Genomic DNA, 25,127 nt, shown 5'->3' on the forward strand with positions numbered 1-25,127 from the left:
CTTTGCGTTTTTCGCTCGCCCCTTTAGGGTCGAGGCCAGAATCGAAAGGCTGAAGAAATGTCCAGAATCTCCCCTGTCCTCGACCGTCTCGACCAGAATCTCGACCAGAGCCTGGAGCGGCTTTTCGGCCTGCTCGGCATCAAGTCGATCTCCACCGATCCCGCCTATGCCGCCGACTGCCGCAAGGGTGCCGAATGGCTGGTCGCCGAACTCAAGCTGATCGGCTTCGACGCCAGCGTACGCGACACGCCCGGACACCCGATGGTGGTGGCACATCATGACGGACCGGCCGGTGCGCCGCATGTGCTGTTCTACGGTCATTACGACGTGCAGCCGGTCGATCCGATCGAGCTCTGGCAAACCGATCCGTTCGCACCGTCGATCAAGGAGGTCGAGCCCGGCCGCAAGGTGATCACGGGGCGCGGCTCGGCCGACGACAAGGGGCAGTTGATGACCTTCGTCGAGGCCTGCCGCGCCTGGAAGCAGGTACACGGCAACCTGCCGTGCCGCGTCACCATTCTGTTCGAGGGCGAGGAAGAATCCGGCTCGCCGTCGCTGAAGCCGTTCCTCGAGGCGAACGCAGCCGAGCTGAAGGCGGATTTCGCTTTGGTCTGCGACACCAGCATGTGGAACCGCGAGACGCCCTCGATCTGCGTGTCGCTGCGCGGCATGGTCGGCGAGGAGGTCGTCGTCAAGGCCGCCAGCCGCGACCTGCATTCAGGCCTCTATGGCGGCCCGGCCGCCAATCCGATCCGGATCCTGGCCAGGATACTCGCCGACGTCCATGACAAGGACGGCCATGTCACCATCCCGGGCTTCTATGAAGGTGTCGAGGAGACGCCCAGCCAAGTGCTGAAGTCGTGGGAGGGGCTCGGCGAAACGGCCGAGACGTTCCTCGGACCGGTCGGGCTTTCCATTCCCGCCGGCGAAAAGGGCCGCTCCCTGCTCGAGCTCACCTGGGCGCGGCCGACGGCCGAATTCAACGGCATCATCGGCGGCTATACCGGCAAGGGCTTCAAGACCGTGATCGCGGCGGAAGCCTCGGCCAAGGTGTCGTTCCGCCTCGTGCACAAGCAGGATCCGAAGAAGATCCGCGCTGCCTTCCAGGCGTTCGTGCGCGAACGCATTCCGGGCGACTGTTCGGTCGAGTTCCATCCGCATGGCGGCTCGCCGGCGATCCAGCTTTCCTACGACTCGCCTTTCCTCGCCAAGGCCAAGGATGCGCTGTCCGACGAATGGGAGAAGCAGGCCGTCACCACCGGCGGCGGCGGCTCCATTCCCGTGGTCGGCGATTTCCAGACCTATCTCGGCATGGAATCGCTGCTGGTCGGCTTCGGCCTCGATGACGACCGCATCCATTCGCCCAACGAGAAGTACGAGCTCACCTCCTTCCACAAGGGGCAGCGTTCCTGGGCGCGCATCCTCGACGCGCTGACCCGCTGACCCGAAAATCAACCCAAGGTGTGAAAATCAACTTTCTGTTGATTTTTCCCCGGATCGCGGCGAGGACGGATTACCAGCGCAACGTGCTGCCGCATGCTTGCGCATCCCAAGGGATGCGCGTCATTGCGGCCGCGATCCGGAGAAGAGAATGACCGACATCCGTTTCCACAAGAACGATCTGCCGGACCTGTCCCGCTACAATGTCGCGGCGGTGGCCATCGACACGGAAACGCTGGGGCTCAACCCGCATCGCGACCGGCTCTGCGTGGTGCAGATCTCGCCTGGCGACGGCAGCGCCGACGTCATCCAGATCGCGCCGGGCCAGAAGAAGGCGCCGAACCTGGTCACGCTGCTCAGGAACCGCGCCGTCACCAAGCTGTTCCACTACGGCCGTTTCGACATTGCCGTGCTCTACCACGCCTTCGGCGCGATGGCCGAGCCGGTGTTCTGCACCAAGATCGCCTCGCGGCTGACCCGCACCTATACCGACCGCCACGGGTTGAAGGACATCTGCAGCGAACTGCTCGGCATCGGCCTGTCCAAGGCGCAGCAGTCCTCGGACTGGGCGGCCGAAACGCTCTCGCCCGAGCAGCTCGAATATGCCGCATCCGACGTGCTCTACCTGCACCGACTGCGCGAGGTGCTGGCCATGCGGCTGGCGCGCGAGGGCCGCAGCAAGGAGGCCGACGCCTGCTTCCGTTTCCTGCCGACGCGCGCCAAGCTCGACCTGATGGGCTGGGCGGAGGAAGACATCTTCGCGCATAGCTGACGGAACCCGGCGCGTCGAGCGACGTTCCTGCCGGTCCGTTGTCGCAATGAGATGGGGAGGGAATGAAATGGCAGAGCGCAAACCGATAGCGAGCGCGCCGAAGGACGGCTCCAAGGTTACCGTCATGTGGAAAGACGGCGACGGCGTGATCAACGAGTCCGTCGGCCAGTATCGCGACGGCGGCTGGTGGGTCTACACCGACAGCGACACCCAGAAAAAGGTCGATCCGACGAGCTGGCGGCCTGCATCGGACGACGATGACGACGACTAAAAGCGCGTCGCTATGAGCCGGATTGAGGCGACGCGCTTTTAGCTTTTTTACGCATGTCGTTTTCCCAAAACCGCTGCTCACTTGGGTGGCATGCGTTGGTAGCGCCGTCGCTGGCGCCGACAAGGACTTTCGCATAGCTTGAAGTCGTTGATCTCGAAGGCGATTCGGAGCCTCGCTCCGCTCTCGCCGCTTGTCCGGAGGGAACCTGCATGGGTATCGAAAGTCTCCTCGTCTTCATCATCGTTGGCGCCATCGCCGGCTGGCTCGCCGGCCTTATCGTCAAGGGTTTCGGCTTCGGGCTGATCGGCAATATCGTCGTCGGCATCGTCGGCGCCTTGATCGCCGGCTGGATCTTCCCACGGCTGGGCTTCGCCATAGGCGGCGGCATTCTCGCCGCGATCATCCATTCCACCATCGGCGCGGTGATCCTGCTGGTGCTGATCAAACTGGTGAAGCAGGCTTGATGCCCGGCATGGACATCAAGGGCGCGCCATGAAGCAGAACATGCTCTATCTGATCATCGGCGCGCTGCTGGTCGTGATCATCGCGCTCGGCATCTATATCTATCGTGAGCAAACCCGGCCGAAGGGCGTGGAACTCAAGATCGACGACAAGGGCATCTCGATCCAACAGAATTGAGCCGGGTCGCGTCCGCATCTCGCGGCTTGACCGGCCTGTTTCGGATAACGGCTCCCATCAATCTTGCGGGAGCGGGCGGCAAACAAGATGACGTCCGGGCGGTTCGGCGATATCATCCTGGGCATAGGGAGTTTGGGGCCGACCAACCTAGCCACTAGGAGGTTGCCATGAGGCACCAAACACTGGACCAACTGCACGCCGTTGCCGAGGTCCGCATCGCTAAACCCGTCATGAGCCGAACCCAGCGCCTCGAGCGTTGGGCGGAGCTTCTCGAACGTGAGCCCAGCCGGCTCCTGACCGCGCTTACCGGCACCGAGTACCGCGCCTCGGCGGAACGCAATGTCATGCGCGGCGACGGCTCGCCGATATCGGTGGCCCTGGAAGACCCGGTTTTGCACGATGAAGGTTTGAAGGGCGACAGCTATGGAGAGGCGAAGCGTTTCTTCCAGCTGACCGATTATCAGCTGCACGAGATCGTCTGCTACTGCCATGTCGGCGACGTGATGCAGGCATCGAGAGCGGCGCTGTCGGTCCGCGCCGTGCTCGACTAGTCCACAGCCTACTTGCCCGCCGGATGCAGTCCGGCAAGGAGCGCGGTCGAATCCTCACGCCGATCGCGCTCCGACAAGATTCAAAACGCATGCAGTCTTGCCCAAGCCGTCCAGTGCGGTGACCGGAAGCTTCGCCCCACGGAACCGGGCCGGATTGGGTGCTTGCCAAGCATTTGATTCTCAATCGCATCGATTTTTCCCCACTTAACGCGCCTTTAAACCGCCGCATCTACTCTGCAACTCGAGCGCCATCGGCACCGGGGGCAGCAAGCACAGCGCATGGCGAACCGCAGAGACAGTCGCATCGAACCGAGCTTCGAGGGCTCGCCGCGCGCGAAATCCTCCGAAGGCTTTTCGGTCAGCGAGGAGGATCGCGTCGTGCCGGTAAATCGCAAATCCGCAGCAAGGCGCAAATCCGCCAGGGCGAAATCGCGCGGCCGTGGCCGCGATCGCAACCGGCGCGGGCTGTTTTCCATCTTCGGCCGTCTGCTCTACTGGTGCTTCGTGCTCTGCATCTGGGGCGGCATCGCGGCGGCCGGCATCGTCGTCTATTACGGCGCCAAGATGCCGGCGGCGACGACCTGGTCCATTCCCGACCGCGCGCCCAACATCAAGATCGTCTCGGTCGACGGCGGGCTGATCGCCAATCGCGGCATGTCGGGCGGCGAGGCCGTCGGCCTGCATGAAATGTCGCCCTACATCCCCGAGGCGGTCGTCGCCATCGAGGATCGTCGCTTCTATTCGCATTTCGGCATCGATCCGATCGGGCTGTCGCGCGCCATGGTCACCAACGTGCTCGGCGGGCATTTCTCGCAGGGCGGCTCGACGCTGACGCAACAGCTCGCCAAGAACCTGTTCCTGACGCCGGACCGCACGCTGGAGCGCAAGGTGCAGGAGGTGCTCCTGGCGCTCTGGCTGGAGCACAAGCACAGCAAGGACCAGATCCTCGAAATGTACCTCAATCGGGTCTATTTCGGTTCCGGCGCCTATGGCGTGGAGGCGGCCTCGCGGCGCTATTTCGGCAAGAGCGCGCGCGATGTCTCGCTGTCGGAGGCGGCACTTCTCGCCGGCCTGCTCAAGGCGCCGTCGCGGCTATCGCCGGCGCGCGACCCGAAGGCGGCGGAAGAGCGCGCGCAGCTCGTGCTCGCCGCCATGCGCGAGGAAGGCAAGATCAGCGACAAGGAGTACAAGGTGGCGCTAAGCGCGCCGGCGACGCGCGCGCCGTCTTACTGGACCGGCTCGGAGAACTATGTCGCCGACACGATCATGGAAGAGCTTCCGGACCTGATCGGCGACGTGCGCGGCGACATCGTCATCGACACCACCGTCGACTTGACCTTGCAGAAGCTTGCCGAACAGTCGATCCGCCGGCTGATCGACGAGAGCGGCAAGAAGCTCAACGTCACGCAAGGAGCGCTGGTGTCGATCGACGATTCCGGCGCCGTGCGCGCCATGGTCGGCGGCTACGACTATTCGACCAGCCAGTTCGACCGCGCCTCGGAAGCGCGCCGCCAGCCGGGCTCGGCCTTCAAGCCTTTCGTCTACATGGCGGCGCTGGAAGCCGGCCGCACGCCGGACAGCGTGCGCAACGACGCGCCGATCAGAATAGGCAAATGGACGCCCGACAATTACGGCGGCAAATATTACGGCAAGGTGACGCTGGCGACGGCGCTGGCCAAGTCGCTCAACTCGGTGGCGGCGCAGCTCACCATGGAAGTCGGCCCCGACGCGGTGGTCGAGGCGGCGCACCGCATGGGCATCCAGTCCGATCTGCAGTCGAACACCTCGATCGCGCTCGGCACCTCAGAAGTGACGCCGCTGGAATTGACCGCCGCCTATGTGCCGTTCGCCAATGGCGGCTACAAGCCTGACATCCATTTCATCCGCCGCGTCACCACGGCCAACGGCAAGGTGCTCTACGAGAACAATGGCGGCAGCGCGCCGCGCGTCCTCAAGGCCGACATCGTCGGCATGATGAACTCGATGATGACGGGCACGGTCGAGGTCGGCACCGCCAAGAAGGCGGCCTTCAACTGGCCTTCGGCCGGCAAGACCGGCACCAGCCAGAATTCGCGCGATGCCTGGTTCGTCGGCTACACCGCCAACCTGACCACCGGCGTGTGGTTCGGCAATGACGACGGCAGCCCGATGAAGAAGGTGACCGGCGGCGCATTGCCGGCGCAGGCCTGGCACGAGTTCATGGTCGCCGCGCATGAGGGCGTGCCTGTGCGGCCGCTGCCCGGCACCTGGAAATCGACGCCGTCCGATACGGTCGTGCCGGACGAGATTCCGTCGGCGGATAGCTCGCCGCCTCCGGCGCCGCCTGCGGCGGTCGGCCAGTCGCAGCCCGTCGCCCCGGCGTCGGCGCGTCCGGTGCGGACCGCACGGCCGGCCGAGACCGTCGACGCCGGCGGCTTCGACATGCCGAGCGACAGCGGATCGACCGCTTCGATCAAGCATCCCGTGCCGCCCGGCGACGTCGGCGGCCCCACCAAGAAGCGCCAGACCTCGATCCTCGACATATTGAGCGGGGGTTAGACAATGGCAGGCGAACCGGCCGAGTCGAATGATGGGAAAGAATACAAGCGTCTAAGCACGTGGCAGTGGCTCTTGCTGGCCGGGATGACGGTCAGTGTGGTGGCCATTCGACACCTGCCATATCTCTATTACCCCGATCCTCGATACCTCGATCAGGAAAGAGTCGGGGCAATATACGGCTCCGTCATCCTGGGGTTTCTATTGCCTTATGGGTTGGCCTGGGGCATTGCACGCGTAGCCAGACGGTCGCGGGGAACTTTTCTAGCGGTGCTCTGGACGTTGTCGGGTCTGGTTTTTCTTCTCAATCTCGGCCTGCGCGCGGCGTGCCCGACTTGCTATTGAATGGCAATTGCCGGCCGATCTTGCGATCTCCTAGCGGCCTCTCGCCATTGTAACCATATTCGGCTAGATCACGCGCCGGAGACCGCGACATGGCCGAAATCGACAGCAGAAAAACCATCGTGCTCACCGGCGCCAGCCGCGGCATCGGCCATGCGACGGTGAAGCGCTTCTCGCGCGAAGGCTGGCGCGTCATCACCTGCTCGCGCCAGGCCTTCGCCGAGGATTGTCCATGGCCGGCCGGCCCTGAGGACCACATCAAGGTCGATCTCGCCGACCAGGAGGATGTCGGCATCGCCGTCTCGGAAATCCGTCACCGGCTGGAGGCGCATGGCGGGCAATTGCATGCGCTGGTCAACAATGCCGGCATCTCGCCGAAGCTGAAGGACGGCGGCCGGATGAACTCGATCGAGACGCCGATGCATGTCTGGCGCGACGTGTTCCAGGTCAATTTCTTCGCGCCGATCATGCTGGCGCGCGGCCTGTTCAAGGAATTGGCCGCTGCCAAGGGTTCGATCGTCAACGTCACCTCGATCGCCGGCACGCGGGTGCATCCATTCGCCGGCACGGCCTACGCGACGTCGAAGGCGGCGCTTGGCTCGCTGACCCGCGAGATGGCGCACGACTTCGGCCCGCACGGCATCCGCGTCAACGCGATCGCGCCGGGCGAGATCGACACCGCCATCCTGTCGCCCGGCACCGACAAGATCGTCGAGACGATCCCGATGCGCCGTCTCGGCGCCACCTCGGAGGTGGCCGATATCATCTTCTTCCTGTGTTCGGGCCAGGCGTCCTACGTGACCGGCTCGGAGATCCACATCAACGGCGGCCAGCACGTGTGAGCAGTTTCATCTGCTTATGGTGAGAACGGCCTTGCCGCTGAAGCTGCGCTGTCGCAGCGCGTCGAGCGCCTGGCCGATCTCGGTCCACGGCACGGTCAAGGCTACGCGGGTTTCCAGCCGGCCGGCCTCGACCAAGCCAAGCAGCAAGGCGATGTCGGCGCCGATCCCTTCACCGGAAGTGTAATAAGCGAAAGTCTGAAGTCTCGCTCCCTCGTGACCCGGAACGAACTGGCGGAAACCGACGGGCGTCAGTTCACCGCTGCTCGAACCGAACATGACGATGGTCCCGCCGGGCGCGACGCGCTCGATCGCGTGCGCGAGGCTTTTGCCGCCGACCGACTCGGTGATCAGCGAAAACGGTCCCTCGGCCAGCGCGATCGACTCGACGACTTGCTCGGCTCCCAAGCCACGCAGATCCTCGTCATACTGGGAAGCGGCGACCGCGGTCACGCGCGCGCCCTGCTCGCGGGCGATCTGGATCTGGAAACGACCGACAGCGCCGCTTGCACCGGTGATCAGGACCTGCTGGCCGGCCAGATCGCCGCCATGGCGCAAAGTCCGTAGCGCCGTCGTCCCCGCCACCGGAAGCGTGGCTGCGGACGCGAAGCTGGCGCCATCCGGCAGGACGGCGAGGCGGTCGGTTGGAACGGCGACGCGTTCGGCCCAGCCGGCCTCGTCGACCAAAGCCGCAACCCGGGTGCCCACGGCTGGCCCGGAGCCGTCGGCCGCAGCGCGCTCGACAATCCCGACGATATCCTGGCCAGGTATCCAGCCATCGGGGCGTATGGCGAGCAGGCGCAGTTCGCCACGGTTCAACGATGTTGCATGAAGAGCCACTAATGCTTCATGCGCATTGCAGTTTGGCTCGTCGGTCTCGGTGAGTTTCAGCCGGTTGGGGCTGTCTGAAGAGATAGCAAGGGCAAGCATGGGCCACCGTTGGAATTGGAGTTTTGGTCGCGACGATTATGGGCTCGAGCCTATCGACTTTCGTGACTGAAAAATTTAGATATAGAACCAAATGATCGCTAAAAACATTCAATGAGACAGCCGCTCCGCTGGCCCTGGCTGGACTTCGATGTCGACGACGTGCTCGCGCCGGCGATCGCCGTGCGCGTCGATGTGACCGAGACTCGGGCCGAAGTGCCCGAGCACTGGCACCGCAAAGGGCAACTCGTCTTCGCGCTGGGAGGCGGTGTCACCTGCCGCGTGCCCAGCGGTCTGTGGATGGTGCCGCCGCATTGCGGCGTGTGGATTCCGGGCGGCATGAAGCACAGCAATATCGCAACCGCCAATGCCCGGATTTTCTTCGTTTATATCGAGCCCGGAGCCGCCGACCTGCCGGACCGCTGCTGCACGCTGTCGATCTCGCCGCTGCTGCGCGAACTGATCGTCGAACTGTCGAACTGTTCGCCGGACGATGCAAGATGCGGTTTCCTGGGAGAGATTTTGCTGGCCGAGCTGCCACGCATGCCCGTGCAGCAATTGCACCTGCCGATCTCGGCCGAACCGCGGCTGCGGCGGATCGCCGAAACATTGGCGAACGATCCCGCCGACCGCAGCACGCTGGCGGAATGGGCCGGTCGCGTCGCGCTCAGCGAGAGCAGTCTCGCGCGTCTGGTGGTGAAGGAGACAGGGCTGACCTTCGGCCGCTGGCGCCAGCAATTGCACTTGATCGTCGCAATACGAGGGCTGGCTTCCGGTATGAGCGTGCAGCAGGTGTCGGGCGACCTCGGCTATGAATCGGTCACCGCCTTCATCACCATGTTCAAGAAGGCGCTCGGCAAGCCGCCGGCGAAATATCTCGGCGACATCGCGCAAAACGGCGGATCGGCGTTCCTCGCCTGATACTCAAGCCGGCTGCGGTTTGATCCCCCAGGCAGGCTCAGCCGGATCGGCGGTCTTGCCGGTGACTACCTCGACGATGCCGCGCGCGATCTCGCGTTCGCCCATGATCACCGTGTCGGCGCCGAGCCCTTTCAGGTGCTCGAGCTCGGCATCGGAATGGGCACGGGCAATGATGTTGATCGCCGGATTGGCGGCGCGGGCCCGAAGCACGACCTGCCCGGCCTCGAAGGCATTCGGGATGGCAAGGATCAGCCGCTTGGCGCCCTCCGGATTGGCGGCGGAAAAGACCTCCGTGTTGGCGGCATTGCCGGCCACCGTCTCGATGCTGTCGGCCTTCAGCTTCGCCAGCGTCTTGTCGGCATCCTCGATGACCAGGAAGGGCAGGGCTGCCTCTTTCAGCGCGGCCCCAACAAGGCTGCCGACGCGGCCATAGCCGATCAGGATGGAATGGCCGGTCAGCGTCGACTTGGGGGGCGGGCCGTCCTCTTTCTCCGAAGTCGCCGGCGCCGAAGCCACCTGACCCGGCTCCGTCGCCGGGCCGATCGGCCCTTCCTCCGGCGTGGCCGCGCCGGCGCGCCTTTCCAGCCATGGCTTCATTCGGTCGACGGCGAGAAACATCAGCGGGTTGAGCAGGATCGACAGGATGGCGCCGGCAAGGATCAGGTCGCGGCCCCGATCGGGCAGCAGCTTCAGCCCGACGCCGAGCTCGGCCAGGATGAAGGAGAATTCGCCGATTTGGGCGAGGCTGGCCGAAATCATCAGCGCCGTCGCGATCGGATAGCGGAAGGCAATGACGATAACGAAGGCGGCGAGCGACTTGCCGATGACGATGATGGCAAGCGTGGCGAGAATCGGAAGGCCGTTGCTGACCAGGCTCAACGGATCGAACAGCATGCCGACCGAGACGAAGAACAGCACCGAGAACGCGTCGCGCAGCGGCAGGGATTCTTCCGCGGCACGGTGGCTGAGCTCGGATTCATTCATAATCATGCCGGCGAAGAAGGCGCCGAGCGCCAGCGAGACGCCGAACAGTTTCGCCGCGCCGAAGGCGACGCCGAGCGCAATGGCGAGCACCGAGAGCCAGAACAGCTCGCGCGAGCCGGTATGGGCGACATAATGCAGGATCCACGGGATGACCCTGCGGCCGACGACCAGCATGACGACGACGAAAGCGGCGACCTTGGCGAGCGTCATGCCGACCACGCCCCAGATGCCGTAGCTGGCAGGCAGCGACAGCAGGCTCGAGTGGTCGTCCGCCTGCGGCTGGCCGCCGAGCACGCCGGCCAGCGCCGGCAGCAGCACCAGCGCCAGCACCATGGCCAGATCCTCGACGATCAGCCAGCCGACTGCGATGCGGCCGCGCCCGGTCTCGATCAGTCGCCGTTCCTGCATGGCGCGCAGCAGCACCACGGTCGAGGCGACGGATAGAGCGAGGCCGAAGACCAGGCCGGCGCCCAGGGACCAGCCGAGCAGCCAGGCGAGGCCGGCGCCAAGCTGCGTGGCAAAGCCGATCTGCACGACGGCGCCGGGCACGGCGATCGCGCGGACCGACAAAAGGTCCTTCAGCGAGAAATGCAGGCCGACGCCGAACATCAAGAGGATGACGCCGATCTCGGCGAGCTCGTTGGCGAGGCCGGCGTCGGCAACGAACCCCGGCGTGTTCGGGCCGACCAGGACGCCGGCTATCAGATAGCCGACCAGCGGCGGGATGCGGAAACGGTTGGCCAACGCTCCGAAGACGAAAGCAAGCCCCAAACCGGCGACGATGGTGGCGATAAGGGGCGTGTCATGCGACATTGTCTATGGAGCGCCTTTCGGAAATTTATGATGTCGGATAAGCGCCGCCGAGGCCGTCGCCCTTCGCAATATGGTGGAGAGCGCGGCGATGATGCAACCATGGCCGGGCAGAAATCGGCGCCGGGGCGGGTTCCGAAAAAAGAAAGGCACTCGGCCGCTGTCGGCAGACCGCGGCATCGAGCGCTCGATGTACTCTCGCCATGCGGCGTTTCAGGCCGCCAGGAGCAGACCCTCTATCTCGAAGATGGTATGGTTGGTCAGCGTCTTGGGGATTTCGGCCTGAACTTTTTCGCAGACTTCCTTGTGCAGCTTCTGCCGCATTTCGCCTAGCACCCGCGGCGGCGCAATCAGCACGATCTCTTCGAACTGACCCCGGTGCGCAAGCTTGTAGAGCCGGTCGGCAATATCGTCGGCAAAACGTTCCTTTCCCAAGCGATGCCAGTCGGTTTCCTCGATCGCGCTGCGCGGTCCTTCGGCGTATCGGCCCGGTTTGTCGGTGCCTTGCTCCCGCGTGGCCGGATTTTCCTGCTCCATCTCTTGCACGACCTGCAGGTCCGGATATTTGGTGTCGCCTTCGTTGCGGAGGAAAAGCGCCTTCTCGCCGTCAGCCACGATAACCCAAAGACCCCGTTTCAGCTTGATGCTCATCGGCGCTCCTCCTTGTCAGCTTCCAGATATGCCGATCAGGTTCAAAGCGCGGCCTGTCGGCGGGATGGGATCGCTAGCCAAACGTGCCGCCGAGTGTGATTGTTCCAGCCAAGGACGACGACCGCGATCATCTCTTGCAAAGTGCAACAACCGGTCGCCGGTGAGGGCACGGCTTTAATCTACTAACTTAGTAGAAATTAGAAAAAACCGTTTTGCCGCGCTGAGGGGACGGCGCTAAAAATCATGCTGGATCAATGGCCGCAAGCGGGGTGTCTGGAAACCTCAAGCTCCGGCGTAGAATTTTTTTCTCCTGCCTTTCGCGGCTGCGAAAAAGCGATTGCCTGCCATCATGGGATGCGCGAGTGCTTGCCTTCTGGTTTTTGCCGCGTCCGCATAAAACTGCCAGACTGTCCTCTTAATCGTTGTCGCCCATGTCGCCAGCCAATGCCAAGCTCAACGCCTTCCCCGTCTTCCTGCGGGTCGACGGCGAAGCCGTGGCTATCGTCGGCAACGGCGAGGGGGCGCTTGCCAAGGCCAGGCTGCTCGCGCAGTCGAGCGCGGCGCTGCGCATCATCGCGGACGATGCCGATCCCGAACTTCTGAATTTCATCGCAACAGCCGGCGCCGTCCATGTAAATGCCGCCTATGACGCCGCGCAGCTCGAACGGGCGGCCATGGTGTTTGCCGCCAGCGGCGACGAGGCGCTCGACCGCAGGGTCGCCGAAGATGCGCGCCGGCTGGGCATCCCGGTCAACGCCGTGGACCGGCCGGAACTCTGCGATTTCTTTACGCCGGCGCTGGTCAACCGGGCGCCGGTTGCGATCGCCATCGGCACCGAGGGCGCCGGCCCGGTGCTCGCGCAGCTGCTGCGCGTGCGCATCGACCGCATGCTGTCGCCGTCGCTCGGCCGGCTGGCCGCCCTGGCGGCTTCGTTCCGCGCCGCCGCCGAGCGGTTGCCGAAAGGCAATCGCCGCCGTCGCTTCTGGAGCGACTTCTTCGCCGGCGCTCCGGCCAAGGCTGTCGAGGCCGGAGAATTCGCCAGGGCGCATGATTCGGCGCTCGATCTTCTGGCTTCGAACGAGTTGGCGGCTGGCCATATCGCGCTGGTTGGCGCGGGTCCGGGCGCGGAGGATCTCTTGACGCTGCGTGCCCATCGCCTGCTGATGGAAGCCGACGCGATCGTCTACGATGCGCTGGTGCCGGAGGCGATCGTCGCGATGGGCCGCCGCGACGCCGAGCGCCTGCCCGTCGGCAAGCGCAAGGGCTGCCACTCCAAGAGCCAGGAAGAGATCAATGCACTGCTCATCGAGCTCGGCCGCGCCGGCAAGCGCGTGGTGCGGCTGAAATCCGGCGATCCGCTGGTGTTCGGCCGGGCGGGCGAGGAGATGGCGGCGCTGCGCGAGGCCGGCATCGCCTATGAGGTGGTTCCGGGCGTCACCGCCGCCTTCGCCGCAGCCGCCGATTTCGAACTGCCGCTGACGCTGCGCGGCGTGACCTCCTCGATGGTGTTCACCACCGGACACGACCTCAAGGGCAACTCGCTGCCCGACTGGGCCAAGCTCGCCATCTCCGGCGCCACCGTCGCCGTCTATATGGGCCGCTCGGTCGCTGCCGAAGTTGCCGGCCGTCTGATCGAAGCGGGACTGTCGCCGGACACTGCCGTCGCCGTCGTCGAGAATGCAAGCCTCGGCAACCGCCGCCGCTTCCACGGCACGCTGGCCGACCTGCCGTCGCTCGAAGCGCGCGCCGATCTCATCGGTCCGGTCATGACGATCATCGGCGACGCGGTCGCCGGCGCCAATTTCGAGCAATCCGAGCCGCTCACGACACACAAGCACCAAGACACAGGGCACCAAGACACAGGGCGCGAAGACACAGGGCATGAAGAGGCCGCCGACAGTACGGTGGCCGAAGGAGTACGGCAATGAAGGTTCTGACCGCGAACAGGCTCTCCGACGGCATCGCCGTCTGGTACGCCGATGGCGGCTGGGCGGAGACAGTCGGCCATGCCGACATCGCCCACGACAAGGTGGCTGAGGACAGGCTGGAGGCGATCGGCGCCGCGGCGGCCGCCAACAACGAAGTGGTCGACGTCAACATCATCGATGTCGCCGTGGTCAATGGATTGGTCGAGCCGGTGCGGCTGCGCGAGAAGATCCGCGCCGCGGGTCCAACCATCCGCACCGATATCGGCAAGCAGGCGTCCCCGGCACCGGCCCGGGCGGCATAAGTTTCAAGGAAAGAGCGGGCGGACGCGCCCCGGAAGACGAAGCATGTACCGTTACGACGAGTTCGACCAAGATTTCGTTCGCGCCAGGGTCGCCGAGTTCAGCGACCAGGTGCAGCGCCGGCTTGCCGGCGAGATCACCGAGGAGCAGTTCCGGCCGCTCAGGCTCATGAACGGCGTCTATCTGCAGCTGCATGCCTATATGCTGCGCATCGCCGTGCCCTATGGCACGCTGAACAGCCGGCAGTTGCGCATGCTCGGCCATATCGCCCGAAAATACGACAAGGGCTACGGCCATTTCACCACACGGCAGAACATCCAGTTCAACTGGCCGGCGCTGTCCGATGTTCCGGCGATCCTCGCCGATCTGGCGAGCGTCGAGATGCATGCCATCCAGACCAGCGGCAACTGCATCCGCAACGTCACCGCGGACCACTTCGCAGGTGCCGCCGCCGACGAGGTCGCCGACCCGCGTCCGTATGCGGAAATCCTGCGCCAATGGTCTTCGGTGCATCCGGAGTTCTCGTATCTGCCGCGCAAGTTCAAGATCGCGGTGACCGGCGCCGAGCGCGACCGCGCCGCCATTCAGACGCACGACATCGGCCTGCACCTGAAGAAGAATGCTGCCGGCGAGCTTGGCTTTGCCGTCTATGTCGGCGGCGGCCAGGGCCGCACGCCGATGGTGGCCAAGAAGATCCGCGACTTCCTGCCGGAAGCCGAGCTGTTGTCCTACTGCACGGCGATCCTGCGCGTTTATAACCTCTATGGCCGCCGCGACAACAAGTTCAAGGCGCGCATCAAGATCCTCGTCCACGAAACTGGCGTCGAGGAGATCACCCGCCAGGTCGAGGCCGAATGGCGGGAACTCAAGGACGCCGAGCTGAAGCTGCCGGATGCCGATATCCAGGCGATCAACGCCTATTTCGCGCCGCCGGCATTGCCGGACCGGCCGGAAGGCGACGCGCAGGTGAAGCAGGCGCGGCTCGATTCCAAGAGTTTCTCGGAATGGCTCGACCAGAATGTCGTGACGCATCGCCACCCCGACTATGCGGCGGTGACGATCTCGCTCAAGGGTATCGGCGAGGTTCCCGGCGACGCCAGCGATAGCCAGATGGAAGCCGTTGCCGACATCGCCGAGAAATATGCCTTCGACGAGCTGCGCGTCAGCCACGAGCAGAACCTCATCCTGCCGCATGTGGCGCGCGCCGACCTCAAGGCGGTCTATGACGCGCTGGTCGAGATCGGCCTGGCGACGGCCAATTCCAACCTGATCAGCGACATCATCTCCTGCCCCGGCCTCGATTATTGCTCGCTGGCCACGGCGCGTTCCATTCCGGTGGCGCAGGAGATTTCTCGCCGCTTCGCCTCGCTGGAGCGGCAGCGCGAGATCGGCGAATTGAAGCTGAAGATCTCCGGCTGCATCAATGCCTGCGGCCACCACCATGTCGGCCACATCGGCATTCTCGGCGTCGAGAAGAAGGGCACCGAGCTCTACCAGGTGACGCTCGGCGGCTCGGCCGACGAGAACACGTCGGTCGGCGAGATCATCGGCCGCGGCTTTTCATCGGAAGAGATCACCGATGCCATCGAGCAGATCGTCGAAACCTATCTCGGCCTTCGGCTCAGTCCCGACGAACGTTTTATCGACGCCTACCGCCGTGTCGGTCCCGCGCCGTTCAAGGAGGCGCTCTATGCTGGCGAAACCAAGGCCGCTTGATCGGACGGGCGGCGTCGAGGCCGGTGTCGCCGCGGAAGCGGCCGGGCTCGACGCGCTGCTCGGCCATCTGAAGCCGATCGAGATCATCGAACGCTCGGCGCGTGAATTCTTCCGCGGCGAGGTCGCCGCCGTGTCGTCCTTCGGTGCGGATTCAGCGGTGCTCCTGCATATGATCGCCAAGATCGACCGCTCGTTGCCGGTGATCTTTCTCGATACCGGCAAGCACTTCGAGGAAACGCTGGGCTATCGCGACGCGCTGGTCGCCGATTTCGGCCTGACCGATGTCAGGGTGATCAAACCGAATGAAGCAGCGCTCGAGCGCGTCGATCCGACCGGCAGGCTGCATGAAACCGATACCGACTCCTGCTGCAACGTGCGCAAGGTCGAGCCGTTGGCGCGCGGCGTCGAGCCGTTCCGCGCCTGGTTCACCGGGCGAAAGCGCTTCCAGGCTTCGACGCGCGCGGCGCTCCCCGTCTTCGAGGCGGTCGGCTCGCGCATCCGCGTCAACCCACTGGCGCATTGGACGACGTCGGACCAGGCCGACTATATGCGCGCGCATGCGCTGCGCGAAAATCCGCTTGTCGCCTATGGCTATCTCTCGATCGGCTGCTTCCCCTGCACGCAGCCGGTGCAGCCTGGCGAGGACGCGCGCAGCGGTCGCTGGGCAGGTCACGCCAAGACCGAGTGCGGCATCCACTTGTCGGGACTGGAGAAGTCGCTGACCGACGCATCCCTTTAGGCTATGTTGATATTCAGGTGAGGCCGGCCTGCAAACGGCGGTTTCCTGCGCTTCCGGTGCTCACGTACTTTAGTACGCTCCGCTCCGGTTCTCGGAAGTCGCCGTTTTCGACTCGGCCTGACCTGAATCTCAACACACCCTAGGCGTTCTTTGAGTTTTAGGAATTGCTTGATGACTGAACCGACCAAATCGGAAACTCGCCTCTGGACCCCGAAGGGTTTTCGCGAGGACGACTGGACCCACGCCGAAAGCGCCGAGGCGCTTGCCGGCAATGGCCGCTTCATCCTGCCGCTGCAGGCTTTCCTGGCGCTCGATGACGAGACCCGCAAGTCGGCCAAGGAGCGCATCGGCGTGCTGTTGCTGCCCGGGGACGAACTCGACAAGATCGTCGGCCTGCTCGATCAGCTGTCGCTGGTGGCGCTGGCCTTTCCGGCCTTCAACGACGGCCGCTCCTTCTCCAAGGGCGAGCTGCTGCGCAGCCGCCACAATTTCAAGGGCGCGGTCCGCGCCACGGGCCAGGTGCTGGTCGATCAGCTGCCGCATATGCTGCGGCTCGGCTTCGACGAGTTCGAGGTTTCCAATCCGGTGCTCTTGAAGCGTCTGGAGGAGGGGCGCACCGGCGGCCTGCCGGTCTACTACCAGCCGGCGGTGGAGCCGGAAGCCAAGGGGCCGAAATATTCCTGGCGGCGCAAACGCCCAGGCTGACGCAGCGGCATCTTTACAAGGTCTTCGTGCAAGTCTTCTCTCTAAGAACGGACGGAAATATCCGCCGGGGAGGGAACCATGCGTTACGACTATGTGATCGCCGGCGGCGGGTCCGCCGGTTGCACGCTTGCGGCCAGGCTTTCCGAGGATCCATCGAAGACGGTCTGCCTGCTCGAAGCGGGAGGCGACGGCAAGGACCTGCTGATCCGCGCTCCGGCCGGCATCATCGCGCTGCTGCCGGGCCGGCCGAAGATCAACAACTGGGCCTTCCAGACGGTGCCGCAAGAGGCTCTCGACGGCCGCAGGGGCTATCAGCCGCGCGGCAAGGCCCTGGGCGGCTGCAGCGCCATCAACGCCATGCTCTACACGCGGGGCAACCGCCGCGACTATGACGAATGGGCCGACCTTGGCTGCGACGGCTGGTCGTGGGACGAGGTGCTGCCTTATTTCCGGCGCGCCGAGGGCAACCAGCGTGGCTCCGATCCGCTGCACGGCGGCGATGGGCCGCTCAGGGTGGCGGAGCAGCAGGAGCCGCGCCCTATCTCCAGGGCCTTTGTCGAGGCTTGCTGTGAAAACCAGATCAGGCGCAACGACGACTTCAACGGCCCGGACCAGGAAGGGGCAGGGCTCTATCAGGTGACGCAGTTTTGGGGTGAGCGCCGCAATGGCGAACGCTGCTCGGCCGCCGCCGCCTATCTCCATCCGGCGACCGGCCGGCGCAATCTCACCGTCGTCACCGGCGCGCATGCGACGGGCGTGGTGCTCGACGGCAAGCGCGCCAAAGGCGTTCGCTATCGCATCGGCAAGGACGAAGCCGTGGCGGAAGCCAAGCGCGAGGTCATCCTTTGCGGCGGGGCGTTCGGCTCGCCGCAACTGCTTATGCTTTCCGGCATCGGTCCGGCGGTCGAGCTCGCGGCGCACGGCATTCCGCTCGTCCACGAGCTGCCCGGCGTCGGTCGGAACCTGCAGGACCATCTCGATTTCATCCTGGCCTGGAAATCGCGGGAGACGGACCTGATGGGCATCGGACTGCGCGGCGTGCCGGGCTTGATCAGGCACATGCTGCGCTGGCGCAAGGATGGCACAGGCATGATCGCCACGCCCTATGCCGAAGCCGGCGCCTTTCTCAAATCCGATCCGGCGATCGAGCGTCCAGACCTGCAATTGCATTTCTGCATCGCCATCGTCGACGACCATGGCCGCAAGCTGCATATGGGCTACGGCTTTTCCTGCCATGTCTGCGTGCTGAGACCCTATTCGCGCGGCGCGGTAGGGTTATCGAGCACCGACCCGCTGGCGCCGCCGCGCATCGACCCGCGCTTCCTGGAGGACGAGCGCGATGCAGACCTTCTGCTCAAAGGCGCGCGGATGATGCGCGCCATATTGGAGGCGCCGGCACTGGCGAAATATCGCGCCAAGGAAATCTACACCGCCGGCGCTTCCGGCGATGCCGAACTGATGGCGCATATCAGGGCGCGCGCCGACACGATCTACCACCCAGTCGGCACCTGCAAGATGGGCATCGACGATATGGCCGTCGTCGACCCGAAGCTCAAAGTTCGCGGGCTCGAGGGGCTGCGCGTGGTCGATGCCTCGGTGATGCCGACCTTGATCGGCGGCAACACCAACGCGCCGACGATCATGATCGCAGAGAAAGCCTCGGACATTATCCGGGCAGCCGCCTGAACCGTTGCCTGCTTGGTCTGACCAGGTCGTTCGATTCCGCCTCGGTTGAGCCGAGTCTGCCAGCCTGCCGCCAGGATCGAATCCATCTGGTCAGACCACCTGTGCGATTTGCACTTCCCCTTCCGTCGCCTTGCCCTTAGGATACGCTTATTATTTCGCGCTCCGAAATAAATAGCCAGCAAAAGGAGGAAACGGCATGGCAGGCAAGAAGATATTGATGCTCGTTGGCGAGTTCAGCGAGGAATACGAGATTTTCGTCTTTGAACAGGCCATGCACGCGGTCGGTCACACCGTCCATGTCGTCTGCCCGGACAAGAAGGCCGGCGACGTGCTGAAGACCTCACTGCATGACTTCGAGGGCCACCAGACCTATACCGAAAAGCTCGGCCACGACTACATCCTCAACAAGACCTTCGCCGAGGTGAATCCCGCGGACTACGATGCTGTCTACGCGGCGGGTGGGCGCGGGCCGGAATATATCCGCATCGACAAGCGCGTGCAGGCGCTGGTCAAGCATTTCCACGAGACAGGCAAGCCGATCTTCACCATCTGCCACGGCGTGCAGATCCTGATCGCGGTCGACGGCGTGGTGCGCGGCAAGGAAGTCGCAGCGCTGCAGTACTGTGAGCCGGAAGTGACCCTTGCCGGCGGCATCTATATCGACGTGCCGCCGACTGGCGCCCATGTCGACGGCAATCTCGTGTCGGGCAAGGGATGGCCGGGGCTTGCCGCCTTCATGCGGGAGTGCCTGAAGGTGCTGGGCACCGAGATACGTCATGGTGAAGCGCTGATGCGCGACGAGCGCAAGGCAGCGTAGCCCTTCCGCGCCCTACGCCGTGGAACTTCACGAAGGGCGGCATGCGTCTGGAGCGGTTCACCGTTTCACGGAAACGGCGAATCGCTCTGTCCCTTTGTTTTGACGCAATTCCGGACGGGAAGACCGTTTTCCTGGAATTGCCCTAGTGACGCCGCGCGCCGCCCGCCTTATCCGCTTCCGCCCCGTCCAAGCGGTCGAGCAGGTCCGTAAGCCGCTTTGGCACCTCTTTTTCCAGGCGAAATACCGGCAGCGTGCGCAGAAAGCGCTTCGTTGCTTCCGTGCCGACTTGCCGCCTGATATCGTTGGCGAGCCTGGCGCGCCTGTCGCCGTTGTTGCCCTTCATGATCCCAAAAATCCTGTGTCGGCTTCGAAACTCCTCCAGCCCGGCAATGGTTCCCGTACCTGTCCCCAAGGGCAAGCGAAGACGCCCGGTACGGTAAAGTTTGAATTAATTTCGAACGGCCCGAGGAGGGCGGCAGCCGGTGCTTGCCCCTTGATTTTTGACCCTTAAACCTCGATATCGGGCGCAAATCCAAACCAATCCGAATTACGGGAAACGGCGATGAGCGACCAGGCAAAAGACGAACGCGCGCCCGAGGAAATCGAAGCCAACCAGACTTCCGGCGCCAAAGCTTCCGGCGAACGTGCGGAAGGCGGCGTCGACGGCGACTATGAGGCGCTTGTGCGGCTGCTGAAGGAAAACGAGGAACTGAAGGACCGCGCGCTGCGCGCAGCGGCCGAAATGGAGAACCTGCGGCGCCGCACCGCGCGCGACGTGCATGACGCGCGCACTTACGCGGTCGCCAATTTCGCGCGCGACATGCTGTCGGTCTCGGACAATCTGCGCCGCGCGCTGGATGCCATTCCGGCCGAGGCAAAGGCCGGAGGCGACGCCGGCTTCAAGGCGCTGATCGAGGGAGTCGACCTCACCGAGCGCGCCATGCTGGCGGCGCTCGAGCGGCACGGCGTGAAGAAGCTCGCGCCGGAAGGCGAGAAGTTCGACCCGAACTTCCACCAGGCGATGTTCGAGGTGCCCAACGCCGACGTTCCGGCCGGCACCGTCGTCCAGGTGGTGCAACCCGGCTATTCGATCGGCGATCGGGTGCTGCGGCCCGCGATGGTCGGCGTCTCCAAGGGCGGACCGAAGACGGCCGCCGAGGCGAAGGTCGAGCCGGGCCCGGTGAACGAGCAGGCCGAGAAGGATGCGTGATTAGGGGAGTAAGGGAGTAGGGCAGTAAGGGAGTAGGAATGGCGGCCGTACATTTGATGCGGCTTATGCTATTTATAGTCCCTACTCACCTACTCCCTTACTGCTTTACTCCCTTACCCTCATGAATCCCATCGAGCTGCTCGACTATGCCGGCGTCGCGGTCTTCGCGGCGACGGGCGCGCTTGCCGCGTCGCGAAAGGAGCTCGACATCATCGGTTTCCTGTTCCTGGCGAGCGTCACCGGCATCGGCGGCGGGACGCTGCGCGACGTCATCCTCAACCTGCCGGTGTTCTGGGTCGCCAATAGCGGTTATGTGCTGATCTGCGCCTTGGTGGCGGTGCTTGTCTTCTTCAGCGCCCACCGCGTCGAATCCCGCTACAAGCTGCTGCTCTGGCTCGATGCGATCGGGCTTGCCGCCTTCGCGGTGATGGGGGCCGCAAAGGGCCTGGCAATCACCGGCTCGCCGGTCGTGTCCGTGATCACCGGAGTGCTCACCGCGACCTTCGGCGGCATATTGCGCGACCTGCTTGCCGGGGAGCCTTCCGTGCTGCTGAGGCCCGAAATCTATGTCACGGCGGCGCTTGCCGGCGCCGCGCTCTTCACGCTCGGCGACCTTGCCGGACTGCCGGCCTTGCCGTCCAGCCTGCTCGGCTTCGCGGCCGCCTTCCTGGTGCGCGGCGGTGCGCTCAAATTCGGCTGGTCGTTTCCTGCGTACAAAAGCCGGCCCGGCCGGAGGCCGGAGGATATTCCGTGAGGAGTGGTGAATGGTGAATAGTTAATAGTGAATAGTGAATAGTGAATAGAAAGCCTCAGTGCCGTCGCAGCCCGCTACTTCCTACCATTCACCATTCACTATTTACCATTCACTCGTTACGCCGCGAAGCGCTGGCCTTCACCGCCATAGTAGTTGACGTAGCGGGCGCCGATTTCCTTGACCGGCATGACGACGAAAACATCGACCGTCGAAAACTCGTGGTCGATGACGCAGCCGTCGCCGATGCGGGCGCCGACGCGCAGGTAACCTTTCACCAGCGGCGGCATGGCGGCGATCGCGGCCTTGGCGTTGACAGCCTCGATCGGCATCAGGTCCATCGAGCAGTAGCGGCCGGCCACCGCCCGAACGTCCCAGGCCTGATCGGTGCGGCAGTGGTGGGCGAGATAGGTGAGCGCCTCCGCATGCGCCGCCGGCACTATGCCATGGAAGGACGCGCAACCGGTCATCACGCCGATTCCGTAGTGGTTGATATAGGCCCAGATGCCTTGCCAGAGCGCCTCGATGGTCCGCTTGGAACGGTATTCCGGCAGCACGCAGGAGCGGCCGAGCTCGAGGAAGCGCTGGCCCGGATGGCGCGCCACCAGCTTGGTCAGTTCGAACTCGCCTTCGGAATAGAAGCCGCCAGCGGCCGTGGCGATCTCCTGCCGCAGCAGGCGGTAGGTGCCGACGATGCGGCGATGCTCGGGACCGGGAAGCGCGGTGTCGAAAACCAGAAGATGGTCGCAGAGCGGGTCGAAACGGTCGGCATCGCGCCGGTCCTGCGCCTGGAACAGATCCTTCCTTGCGCCAAGCTCGTCATAAAATACCCGGTAGCGCACTTCCTGGGCGGCGGCGATCTCGGCCTCGTTGCGGGCGAGCCGCACTTCAAGGTTGCCGATCCGGCCCAGCGGTGCGCCGCTTGCGACAGCATCGACAGTACGCGCGGCGAGCAAGGCGCCGCTGGCGTTCGGCCGAGTGTCGCATTCAGGCATGACTGTATGCACGAGTGATTCTCCTTCGAGCCATCCCTCTTGGCACGGGGATACGGTGTAGGTGCAACAGGATTGTGACAGTACCGTGATACGGCGAGCCCGGCAATACTTCGTCGGCTGGGCAATACCCTCAACCGGCTATCTTATTGCCACCAAAGCCAAGCATTCCAAGGCGTTCGAGAAAGTCTAAAAAAATCGTTACGCAGCAGCCTGACCCTCGACGGCCTGGACGAGCGCATCGGGGTCGAGAGGCTTGGTGACGAAGCCGCTGGCGCCGTGGGCCAGAACGGTATGGCGCGTCTTTTCCTGGCTGTCGGCGGAAAGAACCATGATCGGGACCGGCTGCACGGCAAGCGCCTCCTCATGGCGGCGGATGGCGGCGATCGCATCCAGCCCGTCCATCACCGGCATGTGCAGGTCCATCAGGACCACGTCGAAGCGATGCTTGAGGCCTGCGTCGGTGACGGCTTCGACCGCGGCCTTGCCGTTGCCGACGATCTTGACGCGGTGCCCGGCCTTCAGCAGCGTGGCGCGGGCAAGCATGGCGTTGATGTCATTGTCCTCGGCGATCAGCACGGACAGACCCTGGTCACGGCGGCGAACGGACGCGGCGCCGCGCGGTTCCGGTCGCGGCTCGGCAGGTGCCGACACATGGCTGGTCAACAGCACACGCAGCAGCGTTTCGCCGCGCACCGGCCGGGCGAGAAACGTCGCGTAGCCGTTGGCGCGGAATTCGCCAAGCATGCCGCGATCGGTCGGAGCGATCAGGGTGATTGCCTCGCAATCGTCAAAGCCGCTCTCGCGCAGGCGCTTGAGCAGACGACCGTCGCTGTTTTCAAGCGCGGCATCGATCAGAAGCACGTTGCAGCCGGCCGCGTATTGGGCGGCCTGACTGGGCGTCGCTGCGATCTCGACGGCGCCGCCGTGAGCGCGGATGGCGCGGGCGATGGCATCGGCCTCGACCGCGTTCTTCGACACGATCACCGCGCGCCGGTCCGAGAGGATGTTCTGGCGATGCGGCGGCGGCTCGGTTGCCGCCGTGGCCGGGATGTCGAAGACGAATTCGGACCCTTCGCCGAGCCGGCTCGAAACCGAGATCGTGCCGCCCATGGCGATCACCAGGCGCTTCGAGATAGCAAGACCGAGACCCGCGCCGCCATGCACCCTGGTCGAGGTGCCGTCGGATTGTTCGAATTCCTCGAAGATGCGCTCCATGTCCTCTTCGCGCAGACCGGGACCCGTGTCGGCGATGGTGAAGCAGATGCGATCGGTGGTCTCGGAGCGGGCCCGCGCGACGGTGAGCAGCACGCCGCCGGCATCGGTGAACTTGACGGCGTTGCCGATGAGGTTGAGCAGCACCTGGCGCACCCGGCCCGGGTCGGCGGTGATCATCTGCGGCACATCGGGCTCGACATAGCAGCCGAGCCCGATGTTCTTGGAGAAGGCCTTCGCCGCCAGGAGCTCGATGATGTTGTCGGCGATCTCGCGCAGCGAGGTCGGCTGCGGCTCGGGGTCGAAGCGGCCGGCCTCGATCTTGGAATAGTCGAGCAGATCCTCGATCAGGGCCAGCAGCGCGCTCGCCGATGTGGAGACGGCGCCGACATAGGTGCGCTGCTCGGGCGAAAGGTCGGTGTCGGCAAGCAGCTTCGCCATTCCCATGATGCCGTTCATCGGCGTGCGGATCTCGTGGCTCACCGTGGCGAGGAAGCGCGACTTGGCCTGGCTTGCATATTCGGCCCGCTCGCGGGCGGTGATCAGCGAGGATTCAGCGCGCTTGCGGGCGGTGATGTCGCGGGCGATCGCCCGGTGCGACACCGCGCCCGTATCCTTGTCGCGCACCGAGAGCTCGATCCAGGAGAACCAGCGCGGCCCATTCGGTGTTCGGATGGCGACATCGGTGGAGCTCAGGCATTCATGGTCCGAGAAGGCGGCATCGGGCACGACGCCGACGTCTATGCCGAGTTCGGAAAGCGTCTTGCCGGCGAGGTCGCGCTGGTCGGTGCCGACGAGCGAGGCGAACACCTTGTTGGCGTAGACCATGTGACCGTCGCGATCGCGATGGACGACGAGATCGCCGAGGGCATCGATCAGGCCGCGAAAACGCTCCTCGCTCTCCTGCATCTCCCACATGCGGTCGGCGAGCGTCTCGATCTCGGCGCGGCTGCGGGCGGCGGTCTCATCGAGAAGCGCCGCGGCGCGACGCTCGGTGCGCCGGTTGCGCAGATGCATGGCGAGGCCGCCGAGGCCCGTCGCCAGGAGGCCGATGGTGATGAAGGCCGGTGCGCCGGTGAGATGCGCCAGCCCGGCCAGCACGGCGATGGCGACGATCATCAGGAACGGCAGGCCTTCACGGTTGTCTGCCGGCAATGTCGGGACCAGCGGCGGCGCGGCAAGCAGCTGCCGCTTCGGCGCGCCGAGGTCCAGCCCGTCATCGCCTGCGGCCTTGCTGCCCTTCCTGATTTCGGAGTCCGCGAACATGCGGAAACCTTGCCAGACAGAGATTATGGAAGACTGCGGCGGATCGTTCGAATTTTAGGTTTTAGCGTGGATTCCCGCGGGTTTTGCTTTGGTTTAGTGCAATTCCGGACGGAAAACCGC

The 25,127-nt window shown here is 64.5% G+C and carries 25 protein-coding genes; 19 read left to right on the top strand and 6 right to left on the bottom strand.

Annotated elements, in window-relative coordinates:
- Positions 1-57: 57 nt before the first annotated feature.
- The 9 genes from P9236_RS06740 to P9236_RS06780 all read left to right on the top strand — a co-directional run bounded on the left by P9236_RS06740 (position 58) and on the right by P9236_RS06780 (position 7,392).
- Entirely contained in the window at positions 58-1,443 is a 1,386-nt protein-coding gene (locus tag P9236_RS06740) for a M20/M25/M40 family metallo-hydrolase (protein ID WP_278073823.1), read from the top strand.
- 148 nt (positions 1,444-1,591) lie between these two features.
- Entirely contained in the window at positions 1,592-2,212 is a 621-nt protein-coding gene (locus P9236_RS06745; RefSeq protein WP_278073824.1) for a ribonuclease D, read from the top strand.
- A 67-nt stretch (positions 2,213-2,279) separates the two neighbouring features.
- A complete protein-coding gene (locus P9236_RS06750; protein ID WP_278073825.1) occupies positions 2,280-2,483 on the top strand; it encodes a hypothetical protein in 204 nt (67 codons plus the stop codon).
- A 209-nt stretch (positions 2,484-2,692) separates the two neighbouring features.
- Complete coding sequence (locus P9236_RS06755; RefSeq protein WP_278073826.1) at positions 2,693-2,947, top strand: GlsB/YeaQ/YmgE family stress response membrane protein; 255 nt, start codon at positions 2,693-2,695, stop codon at positions 2,945-2,947.
- 28 nt (positions 2,948-2,975) lie between these two features.
- The gene (locus P9236_RS06760; protein WP_278073827.1) at positions 2,976-3,122 is read left to right on the top strand and encodes a hypothetical protein; all 147 of its coding nucleotides are present in this window, start codon (positions 2,976-2,978) and stop codon (positions 3,120-3,122) included.
- A 167-nt stretch (positions 3,123-3,289) separates the two neighbouring features.
- On the top strand, positions 3,290-3,673 hold the full coding sequence (locus tag P9236_RS06765; protein ID WP_278073828.1) for a hypothetical protein: 384 nt from the start codon (positions 3,290-3,292) through the stop codon (positions 3,671-3,673).
- A gap of 279 nt (positions 3,674-3,952) precedes the next feature.
- Entirely contained in the window at positions 3,953-6,211 is a 2,259-nt protein-coding gene (locus P9236_RS06770) for a transglycosylase domain-containing protein (RefSeq protein WP_278073829.1), read from the top strand.
- Between the two features lie 3 nt (positions 6,212-6,214).
- Positions 6,215-6,553: a hypothetical protein gene (locus P9236_RS06775; RefSeq protein WP_278073830.1), complete on the top strand. Its 339-nt coding sequence runs from the start codon at positions 6,215-6,217 to the stop codon at positions 6,551-6,553.
- Positions 6,554-6,642: 89 nt separating this feature from the next.
- Complete coding sequence (locus tag P9236_RS06780; protein WP_278073831.1) at positions 6,643-7,392, top strand: SDR family oxidoreductase; 750 nt, start codon at positions 6,643-6,645, stop codon at positions 7,390-7,392.
- A gap of 6 nt (positions 7,393-7,398) precedes the next feature.
- Here the strand turns inward: P9236_RS06780 and P9236_RS06785 are convergent, their stop codons facing one another.
- Positions 7,399-8,319, bottom strand: coding sequence for a zinc-binding dehydrogenase (locus P9236_RS06785; protein WP_278073832.1), 921 nt, complete (start codon positions 8,317-8,319; stop codon positions 7,399-7,401).
- Positions 8,320-8,430: 111 nt separating this feature from the next.
- Between P9236_RS06785 and P9236_RS06790 the strand changes: the two genes are divergently transcribed.
- Complete coding sequence (locus P9236_RS06790; RefSeq protein ID WP_278073833.1) at positions 8,431-9,237, top strand: helix-turn-helix transcriptional regulator; 807 nt, start codon at positions 8,431-8,433, stop codon at positions 9,235-9,237.
- Positions 9,238-9,240: 3 nt separating this feature from the next.
- Here P9236_RS06790 and ybaL read toward each other — a convergent pair whose 3' ends face one another.
- Together ybaL and P9236_RS06800 are read right to left on the bottom strand one after the other, a co-directional pair.
- Positions 9,241-11,034, bottom strand: a complete 1,794-nt coding sequence (gene ybaL / locus P9236_RS06795; protein WP_278073834.1) for a YbaL family putative K(+) efflux transporter — start codon at positions 11,032-11,034, stop codon at positions 9,241-9,243.
- 210 nt (positions 11,035-11,244) lie between these two features.
- Positions 11,245-11,682 (bottom strand): host attachment family protein, encoded by a 438-nt coding sequence (locus tag P9236_RS06800; RefSeq protein WP_278073835.1) that lies wholly within the window; start codon positions 11,680-11,682, stop codon positions 11,245-11,247.
- A gap of 431 nt (positions 11,683-12,113) precedes the next feature.
- Here P9236_RS06800 and cysG point away from each other — a divergent pair, with 431 nt between their 5' ends.
- The 7 genes from cysG to P9236_RS06835 all read left to right on the top strand — a co-directional run bounded on the left by cysG (position 12,114) and on the right by P9236_RS06835 (position 19,573).
- Positions 12,114-13,610 (top strand): siroheme synthase CysG, encoded by a 1,497-nt coding sequence (gene cysG / locus P9236_RS06805; protein WP_278073836.1) that lies wholly within the window; start codon positions 12,114-12,116, stop codon positions 13,608-13,610.
- Positions 13,607-13,912: a DUF2849 domain-containing protein gene (locus tag P9236_RS06810; RefSeq protein WP_278073837.1), complete on the top strand. Its 306-nt coding sequence runs from the start codon at positions 13,607-13,609 to the stop codon at positions 13,910-13,912. Before cysG ends, P9236_RS06810 begins: the two co-directional genes overlap by 4 nt.
- A gap of 43 nt (positions 13,913-13,955) precedes the next feature.
- Complete coding sequence (locus P9236_RS06815; RefSeq protein WP_278073838.1) at positions 13,956-15,626, top strand: nitrite/sulfite reductase; 1,671 nt, start codon at positions 13,956-13,958, stop codon at positions 15,624-15,626.
- The gene (locus tag P9236_RS06820; protein ID WP_278073839.1) at positions 15,601-16,365 is read left to right on the top strand and encodes a phosphoadenylyl-sulfate reductase; all 765 of its coding nucleotides are present in this window, start codon (positions 15,601-15,603) and stop codon (positions 16,363-16,365) included. Before P9236_RS06815 ends, P9236_RS06820 begins: the two co-directional genes overlap by 26 nt.
- 171 nt (positions 16,366-16,536) lie before the next feature.
- Complete coding sequence (locus P9236_RS06825) at positions 16,537-17,070, top strand: DUF934 domain-containing protein (protein WP_278073840.1); 534 nt, start codon at positions 16,537-16,539, stop codon at positions 17,068-17,070.
- A 78-nt stretch (positions 17,071-17,148) separates the two neighbouring features.
- Entirely contained in the window at positions 17,149-18,756 is a 1,608-nt protein-coding gene (locus tag P9236_RS06830) for a GMC family oxidoreductase N-terminal domain-containing protein (protein WP_278073841.1), read from the top strand.
- Positions 18,757-18,952: 196 nt separating this feature from the next.
- Positions 18,953-19,573: a DJ-1/PfpI family protein gene (locus P9236_RS06835; RefSeq protein ID WP_278073842.1), complete on the top strand. Its 621-nt coding sequence runs from the start codon at positions 18,953-18,955 to the stop codon at positions 19,571-19,573.
- A 142-nt stretch (positions 19,574-19,715) separates the two neighbouring features.
- Here P9236_RS06835 and P9236_RS06840 read toward each other — a convergent pair whose 3' ends face one another.
- Positions 19,716-19,916 carry a hypothetical protein gene (locus tag P9236_RS06840; protein ID WP_278073843.1) on the bottom strand — a complete coding sequence of 67 codons (201 nt, stop codon included), beginning with the start codon at positions 19,914-19,916 and terminating at the stop codon, positions 19,716-19,718.
- A gap of 219 nt (positions 19,917-20,135) precedes the next feature.
- On the opposite strand from P9236_RS06840, the gene grpE reads away from it, so the two are divergent.
- Positions 20,136-20,783 (top strand): nucleotide exchange factor GrpE, encoded by a 648-nt coding sequence (grpE, locus tag P9236_RS06845; RefSeq protein WP_278073844.1) that lies wholly within the window; start codon positions 20,136-20,138, stop codon positions 20,781-20,783.
- Between the two features lie 121 nt (positions 20,784-20,904).
- The gene (locus P9236_RS06850) at positions 20,905-21,537 is read left to right on the top strand and encodes a trimeric intracellular cation channel family protein (RefSeq protein ID WP_278073845.1); all 633 of its coding nucleotides are present in this window, start codon (positions 20,905-20,907) and stop codon (positions 21,535-21,537) included.
- 116 nt (positions 21,538-21,653) lie between these two features.
- Here P9236_RS06850 and P9236_RS06855 read toward each other — a convergent pair whose 3' ends face one another.
- On the bottom strand, positions 21,654-22,541 hold the full coding sequence (locus P9236_RS06855; RefSeq protein ID WP_278073846.1) for a GNAT family N-acetyltransferase: 888 nt from the start codon (positions 22,539-22,541) through the stop codon (positions 21,654-21,656).
- Positions 22,542-22,727: 186 nt separating this feature from the next.
- A complete protein-coding gene (locus P9236_RS06860; RefSeq protein ID WP_278073847.1) occupies positions 22,728-25,007 on the bottom strand; it encodes a PAS domain-containing sensor histidine kinase in 2,280 nt (759 codons plus the stop codon).
- Positions 25,008-25,127 lie beyond the last annotated feature (120 nt).

This window comes from Mesorhizobium sp. WSM4884, assembly GCF_029625675.1.
In the GTDB taxonomy this organism is placed as follows: Bacteria; Pseudomonadota; Alphaproteobacteria; order Rhizobiales; family Rhizobiaceae; genus Mesorhizobium.

What these genes read in the sequence shown, in the direction of transcription:
- P9236_RS06740 (WP_278073823.1), top strand. Translation starts at nt 58, where the DNA reads ATGTCCAGAATCTCCCCTGTCCTCGACCGTCTCGACCAGAATCTCGAC.
- P9236_RS06820 (WP_278073839.1), top strand. Translation starts at nt 15,601, where the DNA reads ATGCTGGCGAAACCAAGGCCGCTTGATCGGACGGGCGGCGTCGAGGCC.
- P9236_RS06775 (WP_278073830.1), top strand. Translation starts at nt 6,215, where the DNA reads ATGGCAGGCGAACCGGCCGAGTCGAATGATGGGAAAGAATACAAGCGT.
- P9236_RS06765 (WP_278073828.1), top strand. Translation starts at nt 3,290, where the DNA reads ATGAGGCACCAAACACTGGACCAACTGCACGCCGTTGCCGAGGTCCGC.
- P9236_RS06780 (WP_278073831.1), top strand. Translation starts at nt 6,643, where the DNA reads ATGGCCGAAATCGACAGCAGAAAAACCATCGTGCTCACCGGCGCCAGC.
- P9236_RS06745 (WP_278073824.1), top strand. Translation starts at nt 1,592, where the DNA reads ATGACCGACATCCGTTTCCACAAGAACGATCTGCCGGACCTGTCCCGC.
- P9236_RS06840 (WP_278073843.1), bottom strand. Translation starts at nt 19,916, where the DNA reads ATGAAGGGCAACAACGGCGACAGGCGCGCCAGGCTCGCCAACGATATC.
- grpE (WP_278073844.1), top strand. Translation starts at nt 20,136, where the DNA reads ATGAGCGACCAGGCAAAAGACGAACGCGCGCCCGAGGAAATCGAAGCC.
- P9236_RS06815 (WP_278073838.1), top strand. Translation starts at nt 13,956, where the DNA reads ATGTACCGTTACGACGAGTTCGACCAAGATTTCGTTCGCGCCAGGGTC.
- ybaL (WP_278073834.1), bottom strand. Translation starts at nt 11,034, where the DNA reads ATGTCGCATGACACGCCCCTTATCGCCACCATCGTCGCCGGTTTGGGG.
- P9236_RS06850 (WP_278073845.1), top strand. Translation starts at nt 20,905, where the DNA reads ATGAATCCCATCGAGCTGCTCGACTATGCCGGCGTCGCGGTCTTCGCG.
- P9236_RS06790 (WP_278073833.1), top strand. Translation starts at nt 8,431, where the DNA reads ATGAGACAGCCGCTCCGCTGGCCCTGGCTGGACTTCGATGTCGACGAC.
- P9236_RS06825 (WP_278073840.1), top strand. Translation starts at nt 16,537, where the DNA reads ATGACTGAACCGACCAAATCGGAAACTCGCCTCTGGACCCCGAAGGGT.
- P9236_RS06860 (WP_278073847.1), bottom strand. Translation starts at nt 25,007, where the DNA reads ATGTTCGCGGACTCCGAAATCAGGAAGGGCAGCAAGGCCGCAGGCGAT.
- P9236_RS06770 (WP_278073829.1), top strand. Translation starts at nt 3,953, where the DNA reads ATGGCGAACCGCAGAGACAGTCGCATCGAACCGAGCTTCGAGGGCTCG.
- P9236_RS06835 (WP_278073842.1), top strand. Translation starts at nt 18,953, where the DNA reads ATGGCAGGCAAGAAGATATTGATGCTCGTTGGCGAGTTCAGCGAGGAA.
- P9236_RS06800 (WP_278073835.1), bottom strand. Translation starts at nt 11,682, where the DNA reads ATGAGCATCAAGCTGAAACGGGGTCTTTGGGTTATCGTGGCTGACGGC.
- P9236_RS06830 (WP_278073841.1), top strand. Translation starts at nt 17,149, where the DNA reads ATGCGTTACGACTATGTGATCGCCGGCGGCGGGTCCGCCGGTTGCACG.
- P9236_RS06750 (WP_278073825.1), top strand. Translation starts at nt 2,280, where the DNA reads ATGGCAGAGCGCAAACCGATAGCGAGCGCGCCGAAGGACGGCTCCAAG.
- cysG (WP_278073836.1), top strand. Translation starts at nt 12,114, where the DNA reads ATGTCGCCAGCCAATGCCAAGCTCAACGCCTTCCCCGTCTTCCTGCGG.
- P9236_RS06785 (WP_278073832.1), bottom strand. Translation starts at nt 8,319, where the DNA reads ATGCTTGCCCTTGCTATCTCTTCAGACAGCCCCAACCGGCTGAAACTC.
- P9236_RS06810 (WP_278073837.1), top strand. Translation starts at nt 13,607, where the DNA reads ATGAAGGTTCTGACCGCGAACAGGCTCTCCGACGGCATCGCCGTCTGG.
- P9236_RS06760 (WP_278073827.1), top strand. Translation starts at nt 2,976, where the DNA reads ATGAAGCAGAACATGCTCTATCTGATCATCGGCGCGCTGCTGGTCGTG.
- P9236_RS06755 (WP_278073826.1), top strand. Translation starts at nt 2,693, where the DNA reads ATGGGTATCGAAAGTCTCCTCGTCTTCATCATCGTTGGCGCCATCGCC.